The organism is Devosia sp. 1635, assembly GCF_013185955.1.
GTDB lineage: Bacteria > Pseudomonadota > Alphaproteobacteria > Rhizobiales > Devosiaceae > Devosia.
This window is the reverse complement of the sequence record NZ_JABAOM010000002.1, coordinates 1,040,765-1,056,020: the sequence shown is the minus strand read 5'-3', so window position 1 is coordinate 1,056,020 and position 15,256 is coordinate 1,040,765. Positions and strand designations below refer to the sequence as shown.

Sequence of the window (15,256 nt, the reverse complement as noted above, 5' to 3'; positions counted from 1 at the left end):
CTCCCGGTACATTTGTCGACAATCATTAAAAACAATTGACAGGGCAGAGGCAATGGCGAAAGGCTGGTTTCAATAATTTAAAACAGAAAAGTTGGGAGAGTCATGGCGGCCGTCCAAAGCACCACCGGCACATCCTGGCCCACGGGCCGGATCAACGGGGAAACGCTGCACAAGCTCTCCGCCTTGTTCACGCTGGCGATCCTGATCGCGGTCTTCGCCTTCGGCAATGCAGCCTTTCTGTCGGTGAATAACGGCCTGACCGTTTTGCTGCAGACCTCGGTCATCGCGCTTCTTGGCATTGGCATGACCATGGTGATCATCACCGGCGGCATCGATCTGTCCGTGGGCGCAGTGCTCGCCCTTTCGGGCACGGCTACCGGCATGCTGGTCAAGGCCGGCGTTCCCGTGCCGCTCGGCATGCTGGCCGGCGTCGGGGTAGGGGCCCTTTGCGGCCTCGCCAATGGTCTGGTCATCACCAAGCTCAAGATCACGCCCTTTGTCGCCACACTCGGCATGATGTTGATCGCGCGCGGCACTGCGCTGCAGCTGACCGGCGCCGCGCCGATTTCGCAGCTGGGCGAGGCCTTTGGCTGGCTGGGCAATGGCGCTCTTTGGCGCATGGTTGAAAAGCTGCCCAATGGCCTGTCGCGCGTCGTCTTTCCGGGTATCCCCTACCCAGTCATTCTTCTCGTCATCATCGCCCTCATCGCCGCCTATGTGCTGCGCCGCCGTCCGCTGGGCCGGCATCTTTATGCCACCGGCTCCAACGAGGAAGCGGCGCGGCTGGCCGGCGTCAATGTCGATCGCACCAAGATTGCCGCCTATATGCTGTCGGGCGGCCTCGCCGGCGTTGCGGGCAATGTGCTGATGTCGCGCCTCGTGACCGCCCAGCCCAATGAAGGGGTGATGTACGAGCTCGACGCCATCGCTTCGGCGGTGATCGGCGGCGCGTCTCTCATGGGTGGGGTCGGCACGATTTCGGGCACCATGATCGGCGCCTTCATCATCGGCGTGCTGCGCAATGGCCTCAACATGGCCGGTGTCTCATCCTTCATCCAGCAGATCGTCATCGGCATCGTGGTGATCCTGGCTGTCTTTATCGATCAGTTGCGCCACCGATGATCATCTCCCAGCAAACACCAGCTTCACACCGGGGGCAGACCATGACCACGCGATTGGTTGAAATGATCGACATTGAGAAGCACTTTGGCGGCGTTTGCGCGGTCAACGGCGTCAGCCTTGATCTGCATGCCGGCGAAGTGGTGGGCCTGCTCGGCCACAACGGCGCGGGCAAGTCCTGCCTGATGCGCATCCTCTCGGGCGCCATGACTCCGAGCGCGGGCGAAATCCGCATCCGGGGGGAAGTCGCCTCCCTTAACTCCCCCACCGATGCCCGCGACCAGGGCATTGAAACCATTTACCAGACCCTGGCCCTGGCCGAGCATCTCGATGCGCCGGCCAACCTCTTTCTCGGGCGGGAGTTGCGCACGCGTTGGGGCAATCTCGATGACAAGCGCATGCTTGAGGAATCCAAGCGTGTCTTGGCGCGGCTCAACCCCAATTTCCGCAACCTGACCGATGCTGTGGCGCGCCTTTCGGGCGGCCAGCGCCAGGTCATTGCCATCGCCCGCGCGATCTATTTCGACGCCAAGATCCTCATCATGGACGAGCCTACCGCGGCGCTCGGGCCGGCCGAAACCGCCATGGTGGGCGAACTCATCAAGCAGCTGCGCGACGAGGGCCTGGGCATCTTCCTCATCAGCCACGACATGCACGACGTGTTCGACCTTTGCGACCGCGTCGTCGTGATGAACCGCGGCGAAAAAGTGGGCTCGCATGCGATCGGCGAGGTCAGCAAGGACGACGTGCTCAGCCTCATCATCAAGGGCGCGCTGCCCGACAACTGGCAGTCGCGCCAACAAGGAGTTCTGCAATGAACGAGGCCGTTCAGGTCAACGCGTTGGGCACCATGACCGTCGGCACCTGTGTGGAGCCGGGGTTGTTCGAGCTGCGCCAGGCCCCCCGTCCCGCCGAGGCGCCGGAAGGCTGGGCGCTGGTGGATATTGCCGCAGTCGGGCTGTGCGGCACCGATTACCATATCTTTGAAGGCAAGCACCCTTATCTGCAATATCCACGGGTGATCGGGCACGAGCTGTCGGGTCGGCTGGTCGAGGCGGCCGGTGACATGGCCGCGGGCGAACTTGTCGTCATCAATCCCTATGTGTCCTGCGGCACCTGCCGCGCCTGCAGCCGGGGCAAGCCCAATTGCTGCACCCGCATCGAAGTGCTTGGCGTGCATCGCGACGGCGGCCTGTGTAGCCGTATTGCCGTGCCCCTTGGCAATCTTTATCCGGCCACGGGTCTTTCCGAGTTGCAGGCAGCCATGGTCGAGTTCCTCGCCATTGGCGCCCATGCGGTGGCCCGCTCGGAATTGCGCCAAAACGACCGAGTGCTGGTCACGGGCGCCGGCCCCATCGGTCTGGGTGTAGCGCTGTTTGCCCGTCTGGCTGGCGCTGATGTACACCTGCTGGATCTCAGCCCGCGCCGCCTAGAGCTCGCCGGCAAGCGGTTCGGCTTTGGGCACTTGTATAGTGATCCCGGCGCCATTCTCGTCGGCGATCTGGCTGATGGTTTTGACGTCGTTTTTGACGCCACCGGTTCTGGCAAGGCGATCGAAGCCGGCTTCTCCCTGCTGGCGCATGGCTCCACCTATGTGCTGGTCAGCGTCGTCAAGGGCGATATCACCTTCAGCGATGCCGAGTTTCACAAGCGCGAAGCGCGCATCATCGGCAGCCGCAACGCACTGCGCGCCGATTTCGAGCGCGTGATGGCCGCGATCCGGGCGGGGCAGATCGCTACGGCGGCGCTGCTGTCCGAGGAGATCGACCTGGCCGATCTGCCGCGCCGCTTTGCCGAACTGGCGGAGGATCGGGAAAGCCTGATCAAGGCTGTGGTTCGGCCATGATGTTCAGCAAAACGCGCCGGCTTACGGCTCGTCAGAACGCCTAACCACCAAGCTTCATTATCGGAGGAGTAACATGAAGAAATCTGTCCTGCTTGGCACCGTCGCATCCGCGCTTTGCCTCACCATCGCCGCCGCTTCGGCCGGCGAAATCGCCGTGATCGTCAAGACCACCAACTCGAACTTCTGGCAGAACGTCAACAAGGGCGCTGCCGCCGCACTCGAAGGCAATTCCGAGCACACGCTGAGCTTTGACGGCCCCGCTTCGGAAGCCGCCGTGGCCGACCAGGTTAACCTGGTGGAAAACGCGGTCAATCGCGGGGTCGCGGGCATCGTCCTAGCCCCTTCCGACCCCGAAGCACTGGTGCCGGTCGTGCGCCGCGCCAACGAAGCGGGCATTCCCGTCGCCATCATCGACTCCGCCTTGGGTGAAAGCGGCGCAGGCCTCTACCAGACGTTCCTTTCCACCGATAACTGCAAGGCGGGCGAAATGGCTGCTCAGGCCGTGATCGATGGCGCCGGCACCACCGGCAAGGTTGCCGTCATGTCTTATGTCGCCGGTGTTGGCTCGGAGATCGGCCGCGTCGGCTGCTTCACCGAATATCTGAAGGGCAATAGCGAGCTCGAAATCGTCGGCCCCTATTACTCCCAGTCCCAGATGGCCACCGCCCTCAACCAGACCACCGACGTGCTGGCTGCCAATCCCGACTTGGTGGCGATCTTTGGCGCCAATGAGCCCACCGCCATCGGCATGGGCCGCGCCATCGTGCAGGCCGGCAAGGCCGGCCAGCTGACTGCCATCGGTTTTGATGGCAACGAGGACCTGCAGGCCTTCGTCAAGGACGGCACGCTCTCGGGCATTCTCGTCCAGGGCTCCTACCAGATGGGCGAACTGGGCGTGCAGGCCGCGCTCGACCTTCTGGGCGGCAAAACCCTCGAGGAGCAGATCGATACCGGCGTCGTCCTTGTCACCAAGGACAATATCGACCAGCCCGAAGCGCAGAACGTGCTGTACTAAGCAACTCTACCCGGGCAGGCACCGCGTCCGTCCGGGTTTTTCACCCGACAATGTTGCGCCATCGCAAGCTGTAGCGCGCTTCTGCCGCGGAACTCACGCCCGCACCCGTCGTTGGTCATGGCATCCCACTTCGAGAGAGAGCCATGACCGATCGCCTCACCATGCAGGACCCGCGCAGCCAATATCCCCAGCCCCCGTTCCCACGCCAGCCGCAACCCATCCCTGGTCTGGCCGCCAAAATGGATCCGGTGCCCGATCATGGCGAAAGCTCCTATCAGGGCTCGGGCAAGCTCAAGGGCCGCAAGGCGCTGATCACTGGCGGCGATTCCGGCATTGGCCGGGCCGCGGCCATCGCGTATGCCCGCGAAGGCGCGGATGTCGCCATCTCCTTTCTTGAGGCCGAGTCAAGCGACGCGCAGGAGGTGATCAAGCTGATCGAAGCCGAAGGGCGCAAGGCCATCGCGCTTCCCGGCGACATCACCGATGAAAACTGGTGCCAGCAGCTGGTGAGCCAGGCCGTCGAGGGGCTGGGCGGACTCGATATCCTCGTCATCAATGCCGGCCGGCAGCAGAACCGCGAGTCGATTGACAAGGTCACCTCGGCCGATTTCGACAAGACGATGAAGACCAATCTCTACGCCATGCACTGGATCGCCCAGGCAGCCGTGCCGCATCTCAAGCCGGGCGCTGCCGTGATCACCACGGCCTCCATCCAAGCCTATGAGCCCTCGGCCATCCTGCTTGATTACGCCACCACCAAGGCCGGCATCGTCGCCTATACCAAGGCCCTCTCCAAGCAGCTGATCGAGAACGGCGTGCGCGTCAATTCCGTGGCCCCCGGCCCGTTCTGGACGCCCCTGCAGTCGAGCGGCGGCCAGCCCGAGGAAAAGGTCATGCAGATGGGCTCGGACAGCGCCTTTGGCCGCCCGGGGCAGCCGGTCGAGCTGGCGCCCATCTATGTGCTGCTCGCGTCCCAGGAAGCCAGCTACATCACCGGCGAAGTGTTTGGCGTCACCGGCGGCGCCGGCATCGCCTGACGCGCCTTCATGGGCCGGGCCCCTGTGCCCGGCTCCTTTCCACAGCAACGGAGTTCATCATGGACGAGGAGGCCACCGGCAAGCTCGTGCCGGTTCGGGCAACACCCAATGCGCCGGCCCGAGCCCGCGTCCGCTGGGCCTGGGGCCGTGCAAGCCTTGAGGTCGATGCCGAGATTACCCCCGCCGGGTTCCTGGCGATCGGGGGCATGGTCGGCATGATCCTGCTTGCGGTAGTGCCCATTGTTTCGGCTGGTAGCCGCGCCCGCCGGCGGCTGTTCTGATTTAGCCGCCGGCTCACAGTCGGCGGCGCTACTTCTTGTTGCGCATCGCAGCGCTCAGCATGTCGCCCAGCGAGCCGGTGCTGCGCTTGGCTTCCTGCGGCGGGCGTTGGCTGGGGCGTATTGGCTGCTCACGACCACGTTCGCGCGGCGCGGCGGCCTCGCCATCCCTGCGCATGGTTAGCCCGATGCGTTTGCGCGGCAGGTCCACCTCGACCACGCGAACCTTTACCACATCGCCCGCCTTGACCACCTCATGGGGGTCCTTGACGAATTTGTCAGCCAGTTGCGAGACATGCACCAGCCCATCCTGATGCACGCCAATATCCACAAAGGCACCAAAGGCGGCGACATTGGTCACCGTGCCCTCCAGCATCATGCCGGGCTTGAGATGCTTGATGTCATCCACGCCTTCGGCAAAGGTCGCGGTCTTGAAGGCTGGGCGCGGGTCGCGGCCGGGCTTTTCCAGCTCGGCCAAAATATCGCGTACGGTAGGCAGGCCGAAACGCTCATCGACAAAGCTCCTGGGATCGAGCCCGGCCAGCGCCGCCTTGTCGCCCATCAGCGTGCGCAAATCCCGCCCGCAGGCCGCAACGATCCGGCGCGCCACGCCATAGGCCTCGGGGTGAACCGAGGACGCATCGAGCGGCTCGGTGCCATCGGTGATGCGCAAGAACCCCGCGCTTTGCTCGAAAGTGCGCTGGCCCAGCCGTGGCACCTTGAGCAGCGCCTTGCGCGATTGGAACGGCCCATTGGCATCGCGATAGCTGACAATGGCTTCGGCAACCGAGGCGCCAAGGCCCGAAATCCGCGCAAGGAGGGGCGCTGAAGCGGTGTTGAGATCAACGCCTACCGCGTTCACCGCGTCTTCCACCACCGCGTCGAGCGAGCGCCCGAGCCGGTTCTGGTCGACATCGTGCTGGTATTGCCCGACCCCGATCGCCTGGGGCTCGATCTTGACCAGCTCGGCCAGCGGATCCTGCAGGCGCCGCGCGATGGACACCGCCCCGCGCAGTGACACATCGAGATTGGGGAACTCGGTCGCTGCAAGCTGCGACGCCGAATAAACCGAAGCCCCCGCTTCCGAAACAATCACCTTGGTCGGTTTGGGCGCCGGCAGGCGTTCGATGAGGTCGGCGACGAGTTTTTCGGTTTCCCGGCTGCCGGTGCCATTGCCGATAGCAATAAGTTCGACCCGATGCTTCTGGATCAGCGCCTGGATAGCCGCTTGCGCCCCCACCACGTCGTTGCGGGGCTGGAACGGGTAGATCGTCGCCGTATCGAGCACCTTGCCGGTGGGGTCGATCACCGCGACCTTGACCCCGGTGCGGATGCCGGGATCGAGCCCCATCGTGGCCCGAGCGCCAGCGGGTGCCGCGAGCAGCAGGTCCTTGAGGTTGCGGGCAAACACGGAAATGGCCTCGGCTTCGGCGCGTTCGCGTAGTTCCACCATCAGGTCCACCGACAAGGACGCACGCAGCCGCGTCCGCCAGGCCCAGCCCGCAACCTCGCGCAGCCAGTTGTCGCCCGCGCCATTGCCCTGCGCCTTGAGCGCGCCCGCCACCAGCCGCTCGGCCGGCTTGACGGGGTCGGGCAGGTCGGCGTCCACCTCGATGTCGAGGCTCAGAAATTCCTCGTCGCGTCCGCGCATCATCGCCAGCGCGCGGTGGCCGGCGACCTTGTTCCAGCGTTCCGAATGGGCAAAATAGTCGGAGAACTTGGCCCCGGCGTCTTCCTTGCCCTTGAGCACCTTGGCGCTCAGCATCGCCTTGTCGCGCATATAGCTGCGCAATTGCCCGAGCAGGCCGGCGTTCTCGGTCAGTCCCTCGACCACGATATCGCGCGCGCCCTCCAGCGCTTCCTTGGTGCCGGGTACGTGTTCGTTGAGGTAAGCTTGTGCCAGCGCTGCTGGGTCGGCATTGCGATTGGCGAGAATGGCCTCTGCCAGTGGCCCCAGCCCGCGCTCGCGCGCAATCTCCGCCTTGGTGCGCCGCTTGGGCTTGAAGGGCAGGTAGAAGTCTTCCAGTTCCGCCTTGGTCGCCGCGCCCGTGATGGAGGCGGTGAGCTGGGGGGTGAGCTTGCCCTGCTCGTTGATCGATTTAAGGATCGCCGCCCGCCGCGCTTCGAGTTCGCGCAGATAGGTCAGCCGCTCGGCGAGGAGCCGCAACTGCGTGTCATCGAGCCCGCCCGTCACTTCCTTGCGGTAGCGCGCGATAAAGGGCACCGTGGCGCCACCATCGAGCAGTTCCACCGCCGCACCAACCTGGGCCGGGCGGGCCCCCACCTCGGTGGCGATCTGGGCGGCAATGCGGGTGTCGAGTTCGGACATGGCTCTTCTTCTTGGGTTCGGCTGGCGCGACCATAGTCGCCTCGCGCGGCAGGTCACACCCGATCGGGCGGGTTTTTCCCCGGTTGTGCGTTCCCATGGGGATAAACCATGTCCGCAATATGCCGGTGTCGGAACCCGCGCCCTGGCAGATGAATCATGTGCTCGCAGCGGTGTTGTTCTTTGAATGTTCTCGTGCATGATAGCAGCAGAACCGGAGGGGAGGTTAGGAATGAAGGTCAGTGGAACATTCACCGTCTCGGGGTTCCAGCAGGCAGACCTAGCCGTGCCAGACGCGGTGGTCACCGGCTTGCCCGTGGGGGTGAGCACGATGGAGAAGCTCTATACCGGCGAGGTCAGCGGCCGCTCGACCACGATCTTCACCTTCGCCTTTGATCGCGTCTCGGGCGTGGGGTCGTACCTTGCCATGGAGAGTTTTGAAGGTGCGCTTGGGGACAAGCGGGGCAGCTTCAACTTCCTTCATTCGGCGGCCACCCAGGGGAGCGATCGAGCCAACGAATTCTTCGCCATTGTCGAGGGCAGTGGCACCGGGGAGCTGGCGGGCATCACCGGAACGGGCGGCATCAGCATTGATGCGGAGCTGCATCACATCTGGTTCGATTACACCTTCGGCTAGCGCAACACGCCCGCGCTTCCGCGACATCTTGGCCACGGCTCTTGCGAACAAAACAGGAATACGGTTCGGTGCCCGCCTAGCTGGAGCCTTGCGATTCGTGGCGTTCGATACCTCATATCTGGAGACCCTGAACCCCGAGCAACGCCGGGCGGTGGAGCATGGGGTTGGGGCTGATCGCTCCTCGCCGCTGCTGGTGATTGCCGGCGCTGGCTCAGGCAAAACCAATACGCTGGCCCATCGGGTCGCCCATCTTGTCGTCAATGGTGCCGATCCCCGGCGTATCCTCCTCCTCACCTTTTCACGGCGTGGCGCCGGCGAGATGACCCGCCGAGTCGAACGGATCTTGGCGCGCGTCCTCGGTACCAATACGGGTGGGGCCGGGGATGCTCTCGCCTGGGCCGGCACCTTTCATGGCATCGGCGCGCGTCTCCTGCGCGAACACGCCGTCCAGATCGGGCTTGACCCTGCCTTCACCATCCATGATCGCGATGACTCCGCCGATCTCATGAACCTCGCGCGCCACGATCTGGGCTTGAGCGGCGCCAAGAGCCGGTTCCCCACCAAGGGCACGTGCCTCGCTATCTATTCGCGTGTGGTCAACGCGCAGGGTGATCTGGCCGAGGTGCTCAAAACCGTTTTCCCCTGGTGCGCCATGTGGGAAAGCGAGCTGCGTGCCCTGTTTGCCGCCTATGTCTCGGCCAAGCAGGGGCAGAACGTGCTCGATTACGATGACCTGCTGCTGTATTGGGCCGGGATGATGGAGGAGCCGGCCATCGCAGCCAATCTCGCCAGCCGGTTCGATCATGTGCTGGTGGATGAATATCAGGACACCAACCAGCTACAGGCCTCGATCCTCCTCGCCCTCAAGCCGCAGGGGCAGGGGCTGACCGTCGTCGGCGACGATGCCCAGTCGATCTATTCCTTCCGCGCCGCGACCGTCCGCAACATCCTCGATTTCCCAACGGCCTTTTCGCCCGCGGCCGACATCGTCACCCTTGATCGCAACTACCGCTCCACCCAGCCGATCCTTGCCGCAGCCAATGCGGTGATCGAGCAGGCCAGCGAGCGCTTCACCAAAAATCTCTGGACCGAGCGGCAGTCCGAGGCCAAGCCGCTGCTCGTCACCGTGCGCGACGAGGCTGACCAGGCGCGCTACGTCGTGGAAAAGGTGCTCGAAGCGCGCGAAGGCGGCGTGTTGCTCAAGCAGCAGGCGGTGCTGTTTCGCACCTCGAGCCATTCCGGCCCGCTCGAGATCGAGCTCACGCGCCGCAACATCCCCTTTGTCAAATTCGGTGGCCTCAAATTTCTCGACGCCGCCCATATCAAGGACCTGCTGGCGCTGCTGCGCTGGGTGGAAAATCCGCGTGACCGGGTGGCCGGGTTCCGCGTGCTCCAGCTGCTGCCGGGCATTGGCCCTGCGGCCGCCGGCAAGGTGCTCGATGCGCTGGCGACCGGGCCCGATCCCGTTTGGGCTCTGGGAGAAATCCCCCAACCTCCGCGCTCGGGTCAGGGCTGGAAGGAGCTCGTGGAACTCGTCACTCGCCTCTCCCGGCGTGATGCCGGCTGGCCGGCCGAGCTGGGCTATGCCCGGCTCTGGTACGAGCCCCTCATGGAGCACACCTATGAGGATGCCAGCATCCGGCAGGCCGATATCGTTCAACTCGAGCAGATCGGGGCAGGCTATCCCAGCCGCGAGCGGTTCCTGACCGATCTGACGCTGGATCCGCCCGAGGCGACGAGCGATCAGGCGGGGGTGCCGCTGCTCGATGAAGACTACCTCATCTTGTCCACCATTCATTCGGCCAAGGGGCAGGAATGGAAGGCGGTGCATGTGCTCAATGTGGTGGATGGCTGCATTCCCTCCGATCTGGGCACCGGCAGCACCCATGAACTGGAAGAAGAGCGGCGCCTGCTTTACGTGGCAATGACCCGGGCCCGCGACGAGCTGCATCTGCTGGTGCCACAACGGTTTTACGTCACCCAGCAGTCGCGCCATGGCGACCGGCATCTGTACGCCCAACGCACCCGCTTCATTCCCCGCGCGACGCTAGGCAGTTTCGAAGATATTTTATGGCCCCCGGTAAAGCCCTATCAGCCTGATGGGTTTACCCCCACGCCGGTGCAGGCCGATCTTGGCGCGCGCATGCGCAACATGTGGGCAAAATAGCCATGGTCAGTCTGCTGACACCGGCTGACCGCTCCGCCCCTATGCTCGGCAGGTGAAACAAGGCCGTCCTCGTGAGCATCCGCAAGATCATTCATATCGATATGGACGCCTTCTACGCCTCCGTCGAGCAGCGCGATAATCCCGAGCTGCGCGGCAAGCCGGTCGCGGTGGGTCATGGCGCCGCGCGGGGTGTGGTGGCGGCCGCCAGCTATGAAGCGCGGGCCTTCGGGGTTTATTCGGCGCTGGCTTCCGTCACGGCGATGCGCAAATGCCCCGAGCTCATCTTCGTGCCCCCGCGCTTTGACGTTTATCGCGCGGTCTCCGCCCAGATCCACGAGATCTTTCGCGCGCATACCGATCTGATCGAGCCGCTGTCGCTGGACGAGGCCTATCTCGATGTCACCCACAACAAGCAGGGCATTACCCTCGCGCGGGATGTCGCCAATACGATCCGCAGCCGGATCAAGGAAGTCACCGGCCTCAATGCCTCGGCGGGGATCAGCTACAACAAGTTCCTCGCCAAGATTGCTTCGGGTTACCGCAAGCCCAACAATTATTTCGTTATCCCCCCCGAGCGCGGTGCCCAGTTCGTGGCCGCCCTGCCGATCGAAAAATTCCATGGCGTCGGGCCCGCGACCGCGGCGCGCATGCACCGGCTCGGCATCATGACCGGGGCCGATCTTGCAGCGCTCACCATGGACGAGATGGTCGCCCATTTCGGGCGCTCGGCCCAATATTGGTTCGACCTCGCCCAGGGAATCGACCACCGCGAGGTCAAACCCAATCGCGAGCGCAAGTCCATTGGCGCTGAGGACACGTTCGGGCAGGACATCACCACCCTTGATGAAGCACGCACCCTGACGCGGCCGCTGATCAACAAGGTCTGGGCGGGCGGCGAAAAGCGCGGGCTTTATGGCCGCACCGTCACCTTGAAGGTCAAGTTCGCTGATTTTGAGCAAATTACCCGTGCCAGAAGCCGGCCGGAGCCGGTCAGCAGCGCTGCCGAACTGGCCCAGGCGGTGGACGAATTGCTGGCGCAGACCTTTCCGCCCAGAAAACCCGTGCGCCTTCTGGGCGTCACCATCTCCGCCTTCACGCCTTCCAGCAGCACCGCCACACCCAAGCAGATGGTCCTGCCCATCCAGGACTGAGCCTGCCTAGAGCCGCGCCCGCGATTTGAGCCAGCGATCAAAAGCCACGGCGAGGATCAGGATCAAACCGATCACGATGCTCTGGGTATAGGACGAGACATTGTTGAACTGCAGCCCGTTCTGCAGCACCCCGATCAGCGCCGCCCCGATCACCGTGCCCCCCACGCTGCCGATGCCGCCAAAGAGCGACGTGCCCCCAATCACCACGGCCGAGATCACCGTCAGCTCGTAGCCGGCCCCCGCCACCGCTTCGGCGGAATTGAGCCGCGCTGCCAGCACAAAGGCGGCAAGGCCCGAGAAGAACCCCACGATCACGTAAACCGAAACAAGGATGCGATCGACCCGCAACCCCGACAGCCGCGCTGCCTCCGCATTACCGCCTACCGCGTATACCGAGCGGCCATAGCGGGTATAGCGCAGCACCAGATGGCACAGCACCGCGGCCACCGCAAAGATGATCACCGGCACGGGGACGGGGCCCACAAGGCCGGTGCCGAACCAGCGCATGGCCGGATCAAACCCCGATATGGGCCCGCCATTGGACACGGTGAGCGTCAGCCCGCGAAAGATCGTGAGGCCCCCCAGCGTCACGACGAAGGGCGGCACTTTGAGCCGGGTGATGGTCAGCCCTTGCACCGCGCCGCACAGGGCGCCAACCACAAGCGCGGCAAGCAGCGCCGCAAACCAGCCGAACCCCGAAGATCCGGAAGCGGACAGCGACATCGAATTGGCCGTGCCCCCTTTGGCCACCACGGCGGCGATCATGCCGCAGAACGCCAGCAGCGAGCCGACACTGAGATCGATCCCCGCGGTCAGGATGACGAAGGTCATGCCCAGCGCGATCAGCCCGGTGATCGAGATTTGCCGCATGATGTTGAAGACATTGATGGGGTCGATGAAGCTGGGCTTCATGGCGGTGAACACCACGATCAGCGCCACGAGAAAGATCAGGGGACCAAAGCGCTTGGCAATGGCAAAGCCATTAGGGCCGCTGCGCCGAACCGGTTCGGTCGTGCTGCTCATTGGTGTTCTCCCCCTGGCTGGTCGAGCGCCATCAGCGCCATCAGCTTTTCTTCGCTCGCCTCGCTGGCGAGCATCGTGCCGCTCACGCGCCCCTGCCGCATGGTGACGATGCGGTCGCTGACCGCGAGGATCTCGGGGAGCTCGGATGAAATTACCATCACCGCGATCCCGCGCGCCGCGAGTTGCACGAGGATCTGGTGCACCTCGGCCTTGGCGCCCACATCCACCCCCCTTGTGGGCTCATCGACGATCAGCACCTTGGGGTCTCGCGCCAGCCAGCGCGCCAGGATCACCTTTTGCTGGTTGCCGCCCGAAAGTCCGGCAATGGGCTGGTCGGGAGAGGCCATGCGGATCGAGAGCATTTTCTTGAACTCGCCCAAGGCCTGACGTTCGCGCCGCTCGGTCATGATCCCCAGGCGATTGGAATAAGCCTCGAGCGTGGCGATGGAAAAATTCTGCAGGATCGAGAGAATGGGAAAGATGGCCTGGTGCTTGCGGTCTTCGGGCACGAGCCCGATCCCTAGCGCGATGGCGTGGGCCGGTGAGGCGGGGGCAATGGTTTGCCCGTCCAGCGTCATTGTGCCTGCTGCAATGCGGTCGGCGCCGAAAATGGCCCGCGCCAACTCGGTCCGGCCCGAGCCCACCAGCCCCGCCACCCCCAGGATCTCGCCGGCCTTGAGATCAAGATCGATGCCTGCCAGCACGATGGCATGGGGCGCTTCGGGATCGCGGATGGTCTGCAAGCCGCGCACGCTGAGGCGCACCTGGCCCGCGGCATGCCGCTGCGCCGGCCGCGTATAAAGCTCGGAGGCCGCGCGCCCCACCATTTTCTCGATGATCCGGGGCAGGGGGATCGGACCGCCTTCCCGCAGCAAGTGGCCCGCCAGTCGCCCATCGCGCAGCACGGTCATGCGATCGCAAATGGCCGAGGCTTCCTCGAGCCGGTGGGTGACGAACATGATGGCGACGCCTTCCTCGCGCAGGCGGGCCATGATGGCGAGCAGCTGGCTGACCTCGGTCTCGGTCAGGGCCGAGGTCGGCTCATCCATGATGATCAGTCGGCTTTCGAGCGACAGCGCCCGGGCGATCTCGACCAATTGCTGCTCGGCTACCGACAGCGCCGAAACCGGCGTATCGGGGTCGATGCTGAGCCCCACCCGCGCGATGATGCTGCGGGTTTCCTGGCGCATGCGGCCCCAGTCGATGATGCGCAGCGGTCCGACCGGCGCGCGACCGATAAAGATGTTCTCGGCCACCGACAGCGTCGGGATGAGGCTCAGTTCCTGGTAGATCGTCACAATCCCGGCGCGCTTGGCCGCCTGGGGCGTTGCGGGCCGATAATCCTGCCCGGCAAAAACGATGCGCCCGCTCGAGGGCGGCTGCGCGCCCGAGAGGATCTTGAGCAGGGTGGACTTGCCCGCCCCGTTTTCCCCCAAAAGTCCCAGGATTTCACCCGGGCGCACATCTAGCGACACATCACTGAGCGCTGTGACACCGGCAAAATGTTTTGATACCCCCATCACTTCGAGCAGGGGCGGCGTCGACGGCTGTGACGTGGCAAGAGCTGCCATCGGCCTGTCCTCCTGGGTCTGGCGCAAGCAACCGGCCGGGCGCCTCCTCGCCCCCGGCCGGCGGGATCCGGCTTAGCCGGCTTCGCCGATACGCTCGGCCTGGTCCAGATTGGCCTGGGTGATGACCACGGGGGTCAGCAGCACCAGCGTTTCGGCCGGCTCGGTTCCGTCCTTGGCATAGGCCACCGCGATCTTGACCGCCTCGCGTGATTGCTCGCCGGGGAACTGCTCGACCGTGCCGGCCATGCCCCCGTCGCGCACCGAAGCCAGCGCTTCGGGTAGCGCGTCAAAGCCATAGATCTTGACGTCGGTGAAGCCGCGAGCGGCGCAGGCTTCGAGCGCCCCCAGCGCCATGTCGTCATTGGCGCAGATGATCGCATCGGGCTTGCCATTGGCCGCGAGCCCGGCTTCCGTCACGGCCAGGCCCTGGTCGCGGGCAAAATTGGCGGTTTGCTCGAAGACGATCTTGTACTTGTCGGCCATGCCATCAAGCACGTTGTGCACGCCCTTGTTGCGGTCGATGGCGGGACCGGCGCCCGGCTGGCCCTGCAGGTGGAAGATCGTGGCGCCATCGGGGAAGGCGTCCACCACCGCCTGGGCTTCCGCTTCGCCGCCCTTGACATTGTCCGCCCCGACATGGGCCAGAATGCCTTCCACCCCGTCGACTCGCCGGTCGATGGTCACCACCGGCACATTGGCGGCAATGGCCTGCTCGATGGCGGGCGCCAGCGCATTGACGTCCAGCGGCGAAATGACAATTGCATCCACCTGCTGCACGATGGCCGATTCAATGTCGGCGGTCTGCTTGGGCGCAGAATTTTGCCCGTCGCTCTCGATCACCGCGACACCCTGGTTGCCGGCCTCGGCCTTGATCTGGTTGAGCATATGCACAAAGAACGGAAAGCCCAGGTTGGGCACCGATCCAAGAATGGTCAATTGGTCCTGCGCCAAGACAGGACTGGCAACGGCCAGCGCGCCGAGCGCCACCGAAGACATCAGAAAACTGCGTCTATCCATGGGTTCCTCCCGTTACGGGTCGCCGGCGACATCTTGTGTGTTCGTCCGGCAAGGGGAGCCTAGGTGGTG

At 64.4% G+C, this 15,256-nt stretch carries 13 protein-coding genes; 9 read left to right on the top strand and 4 right to left on the bottom strand.

Annotated elements, in window-relative coordinates:
- The first annotated feature begins 102 nt into the window (after nucleotides 1–102).
- The 6 genes from HRU92_RS11860 to HRU92_RS11835 all read left to right on the top strand — a co-directional run bounded on the left by HRU92_RS11860 (nucleotide 103) and on the right by HRU92_RS11835 (nucleotide 5,298).
- Nucleotides 103–1,122: an ABC transporter permease gene (locus HRU92_RS11860; RefSeq protein ID WP_172124563.1), complete on the top strand. Its 1,020-nt coding sequence runs from the start codon at nucleotides 103–105 to the stop codon at nucleotides 1,120–1,122.
- A 41-nt stretch (nucleotides 1,123–1,163) separates the two neighbouring features.
- Entirely contained in the window at nucleotides 1,164–1,937 is a 774-nt protein-coding gene (locus HRU92_RS11855) for an ATP-binding cassette domain-containing protein (RefSeq protein ID WP_210258569.1), read from the top strand.
- Nucleotides 1,934–2,965 carry a zinc-binding alcohol dehydrogenase family protein gene (locus HRU92_RS11850; protein WP_172124561.1) on the top strand — a complete coding sequence of 344 codons (1,032 nt, stop codon included), beginning with the start codon at nucleotides 1,934–1,936 and terminating at the stop codon, nucleotides 2,963–2,965. The genes HRU92_RS11855 and HRU92_RS11850 overlap by 4 nt, the downstream gene beginning before the upstream one ends.
- Nucleotides 2,966–3,038: 73 nt before the next feature.
- Nucleotides 3,039–3,980: an ABC transporter substrate-binding protein gene (locus tag HRU92_RS11845; protein WP_172124559.1), complete on the top strand. Its 942-nt coding sequence runs from the start codon at nucleotides 3,039–3,041 to the stop codon at nucleotides 3,978–3,980.
- Between the two features lie 143 nt (nucleotides 3,981–4,123).
- Nucleotides 4,124–5,017, top strand: coding sequence for an SDR family oxidoreductase (locus tag HRU92_RS11840; RefSeq protein ID WP_172124557.1), 894 nt, complete (start codon nucleotides 4,124–4,126; stop codon nucleotides 5,015–5,017).
- Between the two features lie 59 nt (nucleotides 5,018–5,076).
- The gene (locus HRU92_RS11835) at nucleotides 5,077–5,298 is read left to right on the top strand and encodes a hypothetical protein (protein WP_172124555.1); all 222 of its coding nucleotides are present in this window, start codon (nucleotides 5,077–5,079) and stop codon (nucleotides 5,296–5,298) included.
- 28 nt (nucleotides 5,299–5,326) lie between these two features.
- On the opposite strand, the gene HRU92_RS11830 is transcribed toward HRU92_RS11835, so the two are convergent.
- Nucleotides 5,327–7,624, bottom strand: a complete 2,298-nt coding sequence (locus HRU92_RS11830) for a Tex family protein (protein ID WP_173088191.1) — start codon at nucleotides 7,622–7,624, stop codon at nucleotides 5,327–5,329.
- Nucleotides 7,625–7,853: 229 nt separating this feature from the next.
- Here HRU92_RS11830 and HRU92_RS11825 point away from each other — a divergent pair, with 229 nt between their 5' ends.
- From HRU92_RS11825 to dinB, 3 genes are all read left to right on the top strand, one after another.
- Nucleotides 7,854–8,258 carry a DUF3224 domain-containing protein gene (locus HRU92_RS11825; protein ID WP_172124551.1) on the top strand — a complete coding sequence of 135 codons (405 nt, stop codon included), beginning with the start codon at nucleotides 7,854–7,856 and terminating at the stop codon, nucleotides 8,256–8,258.
- A 97-nt stretch (nucleotides 8,259–8,355) separates the two neighbouring features.
- Entirely contained in the window at nucleotides 8,356–10,425 is a 2,070-nt protein-coding gene (locus HRU92_RS11820) for an ATP-dependent helicase (RefSeq protein ID WP_349236723.1), read from the top strand.
- Nucleotides 10,426–10,496: 71 nt separating this feature from the next.
- Complete coding sequence (gene dinB, locus HRU92_RS11815; protein WP_349236868.1) at nucleotides 10,497–11,576, top strand: DNA polymerase IV; 1,080 nt, start codon at nucleotides 10,497–10,499, stop codon at nucleotides 11,574–11,576.
- 6 nt (nucleotides 11,577–11,582) lie between these two features.
- Here the strand turns inward: dinB and HRU92_RS11810 are convergent, their stop codons facing one another.
- From HRU92_RS11810 to HRU92_RS11800, 3 genes are all read right to left on the bottom strand, one after another.
- Entirely contained in the window at nucleotides 11,583–12,599 is a 1,017-nt protein-coding gene (locus HRU92_RS11810) for an ABC transporter permease (RefSeq protein ID WP_172124547.1), read from the bottom strand.
- A complete protein-coding gene (locus HRU92_RS11805) occupies nucleotides 12,596–14,170 on the bottom strand; it encodes a sugar ABC transporter ATP-binding protein (RefSeq protein ID WP_172124545.1) in 1,575 nt (524 codons plus the stop codon). The genes HRU92_RS11810 and HRU92_RS11805 overlap by 4 nt, the downstream gene beginning before the upstream one ends.
- Nucleotides 14,171–14,242: 72 nt before the next feature.
- A complete protein-coding gene (locus tag HRU92_RS11800; protein WP_127754229.1) occupies nucleotides 14,243–15,187 on the bottom strand; it encodes a substrate-binding domain-containing protein in 945 nt (314 codons plus the stop codon).
- Between the last annotated feature and the right edge of the window lie 69 nt (nucleotides 15,188–15,256).

Bases quoted from the DNA above. Each gene is read 5' to 3' on its own strand.
- HRU92_RS11860 (WP_172124563.1), top strand. From the start codon at position 103: ATGGCGGCCGTCCAAAGCACCACCGGCACATCCTGGCCCACGGGCCGG.
- HRU92_RS11855 (WP_210258569.1), top strand. From the start codon at position 1,164: ATGACCACGCGATTGGTTGAAATGATCGACATTGAGAAGCACTTTGGC.
- HRU92_RS11850 (WP_172124561.1), top strand. From the start codon at position 1,934: ATGAACGAGGCCGTTCAGGTCAACGCGTTGGGCACCATGACCGTCGGC.
- HRU92_RS11845 (WP_172124559.1), top strand. From the start codon at position 3,039: ATGAAGAAATCTGTCCTGCTTGGCACCGTCGCATCCGCGCTTTGCCTC.
- HRU92_RS11840 (WP_172124557.1), top strand. From the start codon at position 4,124: ATGACCGATCGCCTCACCATGCAGGACCCGCGCAGCCAATATCCCCAG.
- HRU92_RS11835 (WP_172124555.1), top strand. From the start codon at position 5,077: ATGGACGAGGAGGCCACCGGCAAGCTCGTGCCGGTTCGGGCAACACCC.
- HRU92_RS11830 (WP_173088191.1), bottom strand. From the start codon at position 7,624: ATGTCCGAACTCGACACCCGCATTGCCGCCCAGATCGCCACCGAGGTG.
- HRU92_RS11825 (WP_172124551.1), top strand. From the start codon at position 7,854: ATGAAGGTCAGTGGAACATTCACCGTCTCGGGGTTCCAGCAGGCAGAC.
- HRU92_RS11810 (WP_172124547.1), bottom strand. From the start codon at position 12,599: ATGAGCAGCACGACCGAACCGGTTCGGCGCAGCGGCCCTAATGGCTTT.
- HRU92_RS11805 (WP_172124545.1), bottom strand. From the start codon at position 14,170: ATGGCAGCTCTTGCCACGTCACAGCCGTCGACGCCGCCCCTGCTCGAA.
- HRU92_RS11800 (WP_127754229.1), bottom strand. From the start codon at position 15,187: ATGGATAGACGCAGTTTTCTGATGTCTTCGGTGGCGCTCGGCGCGCTG.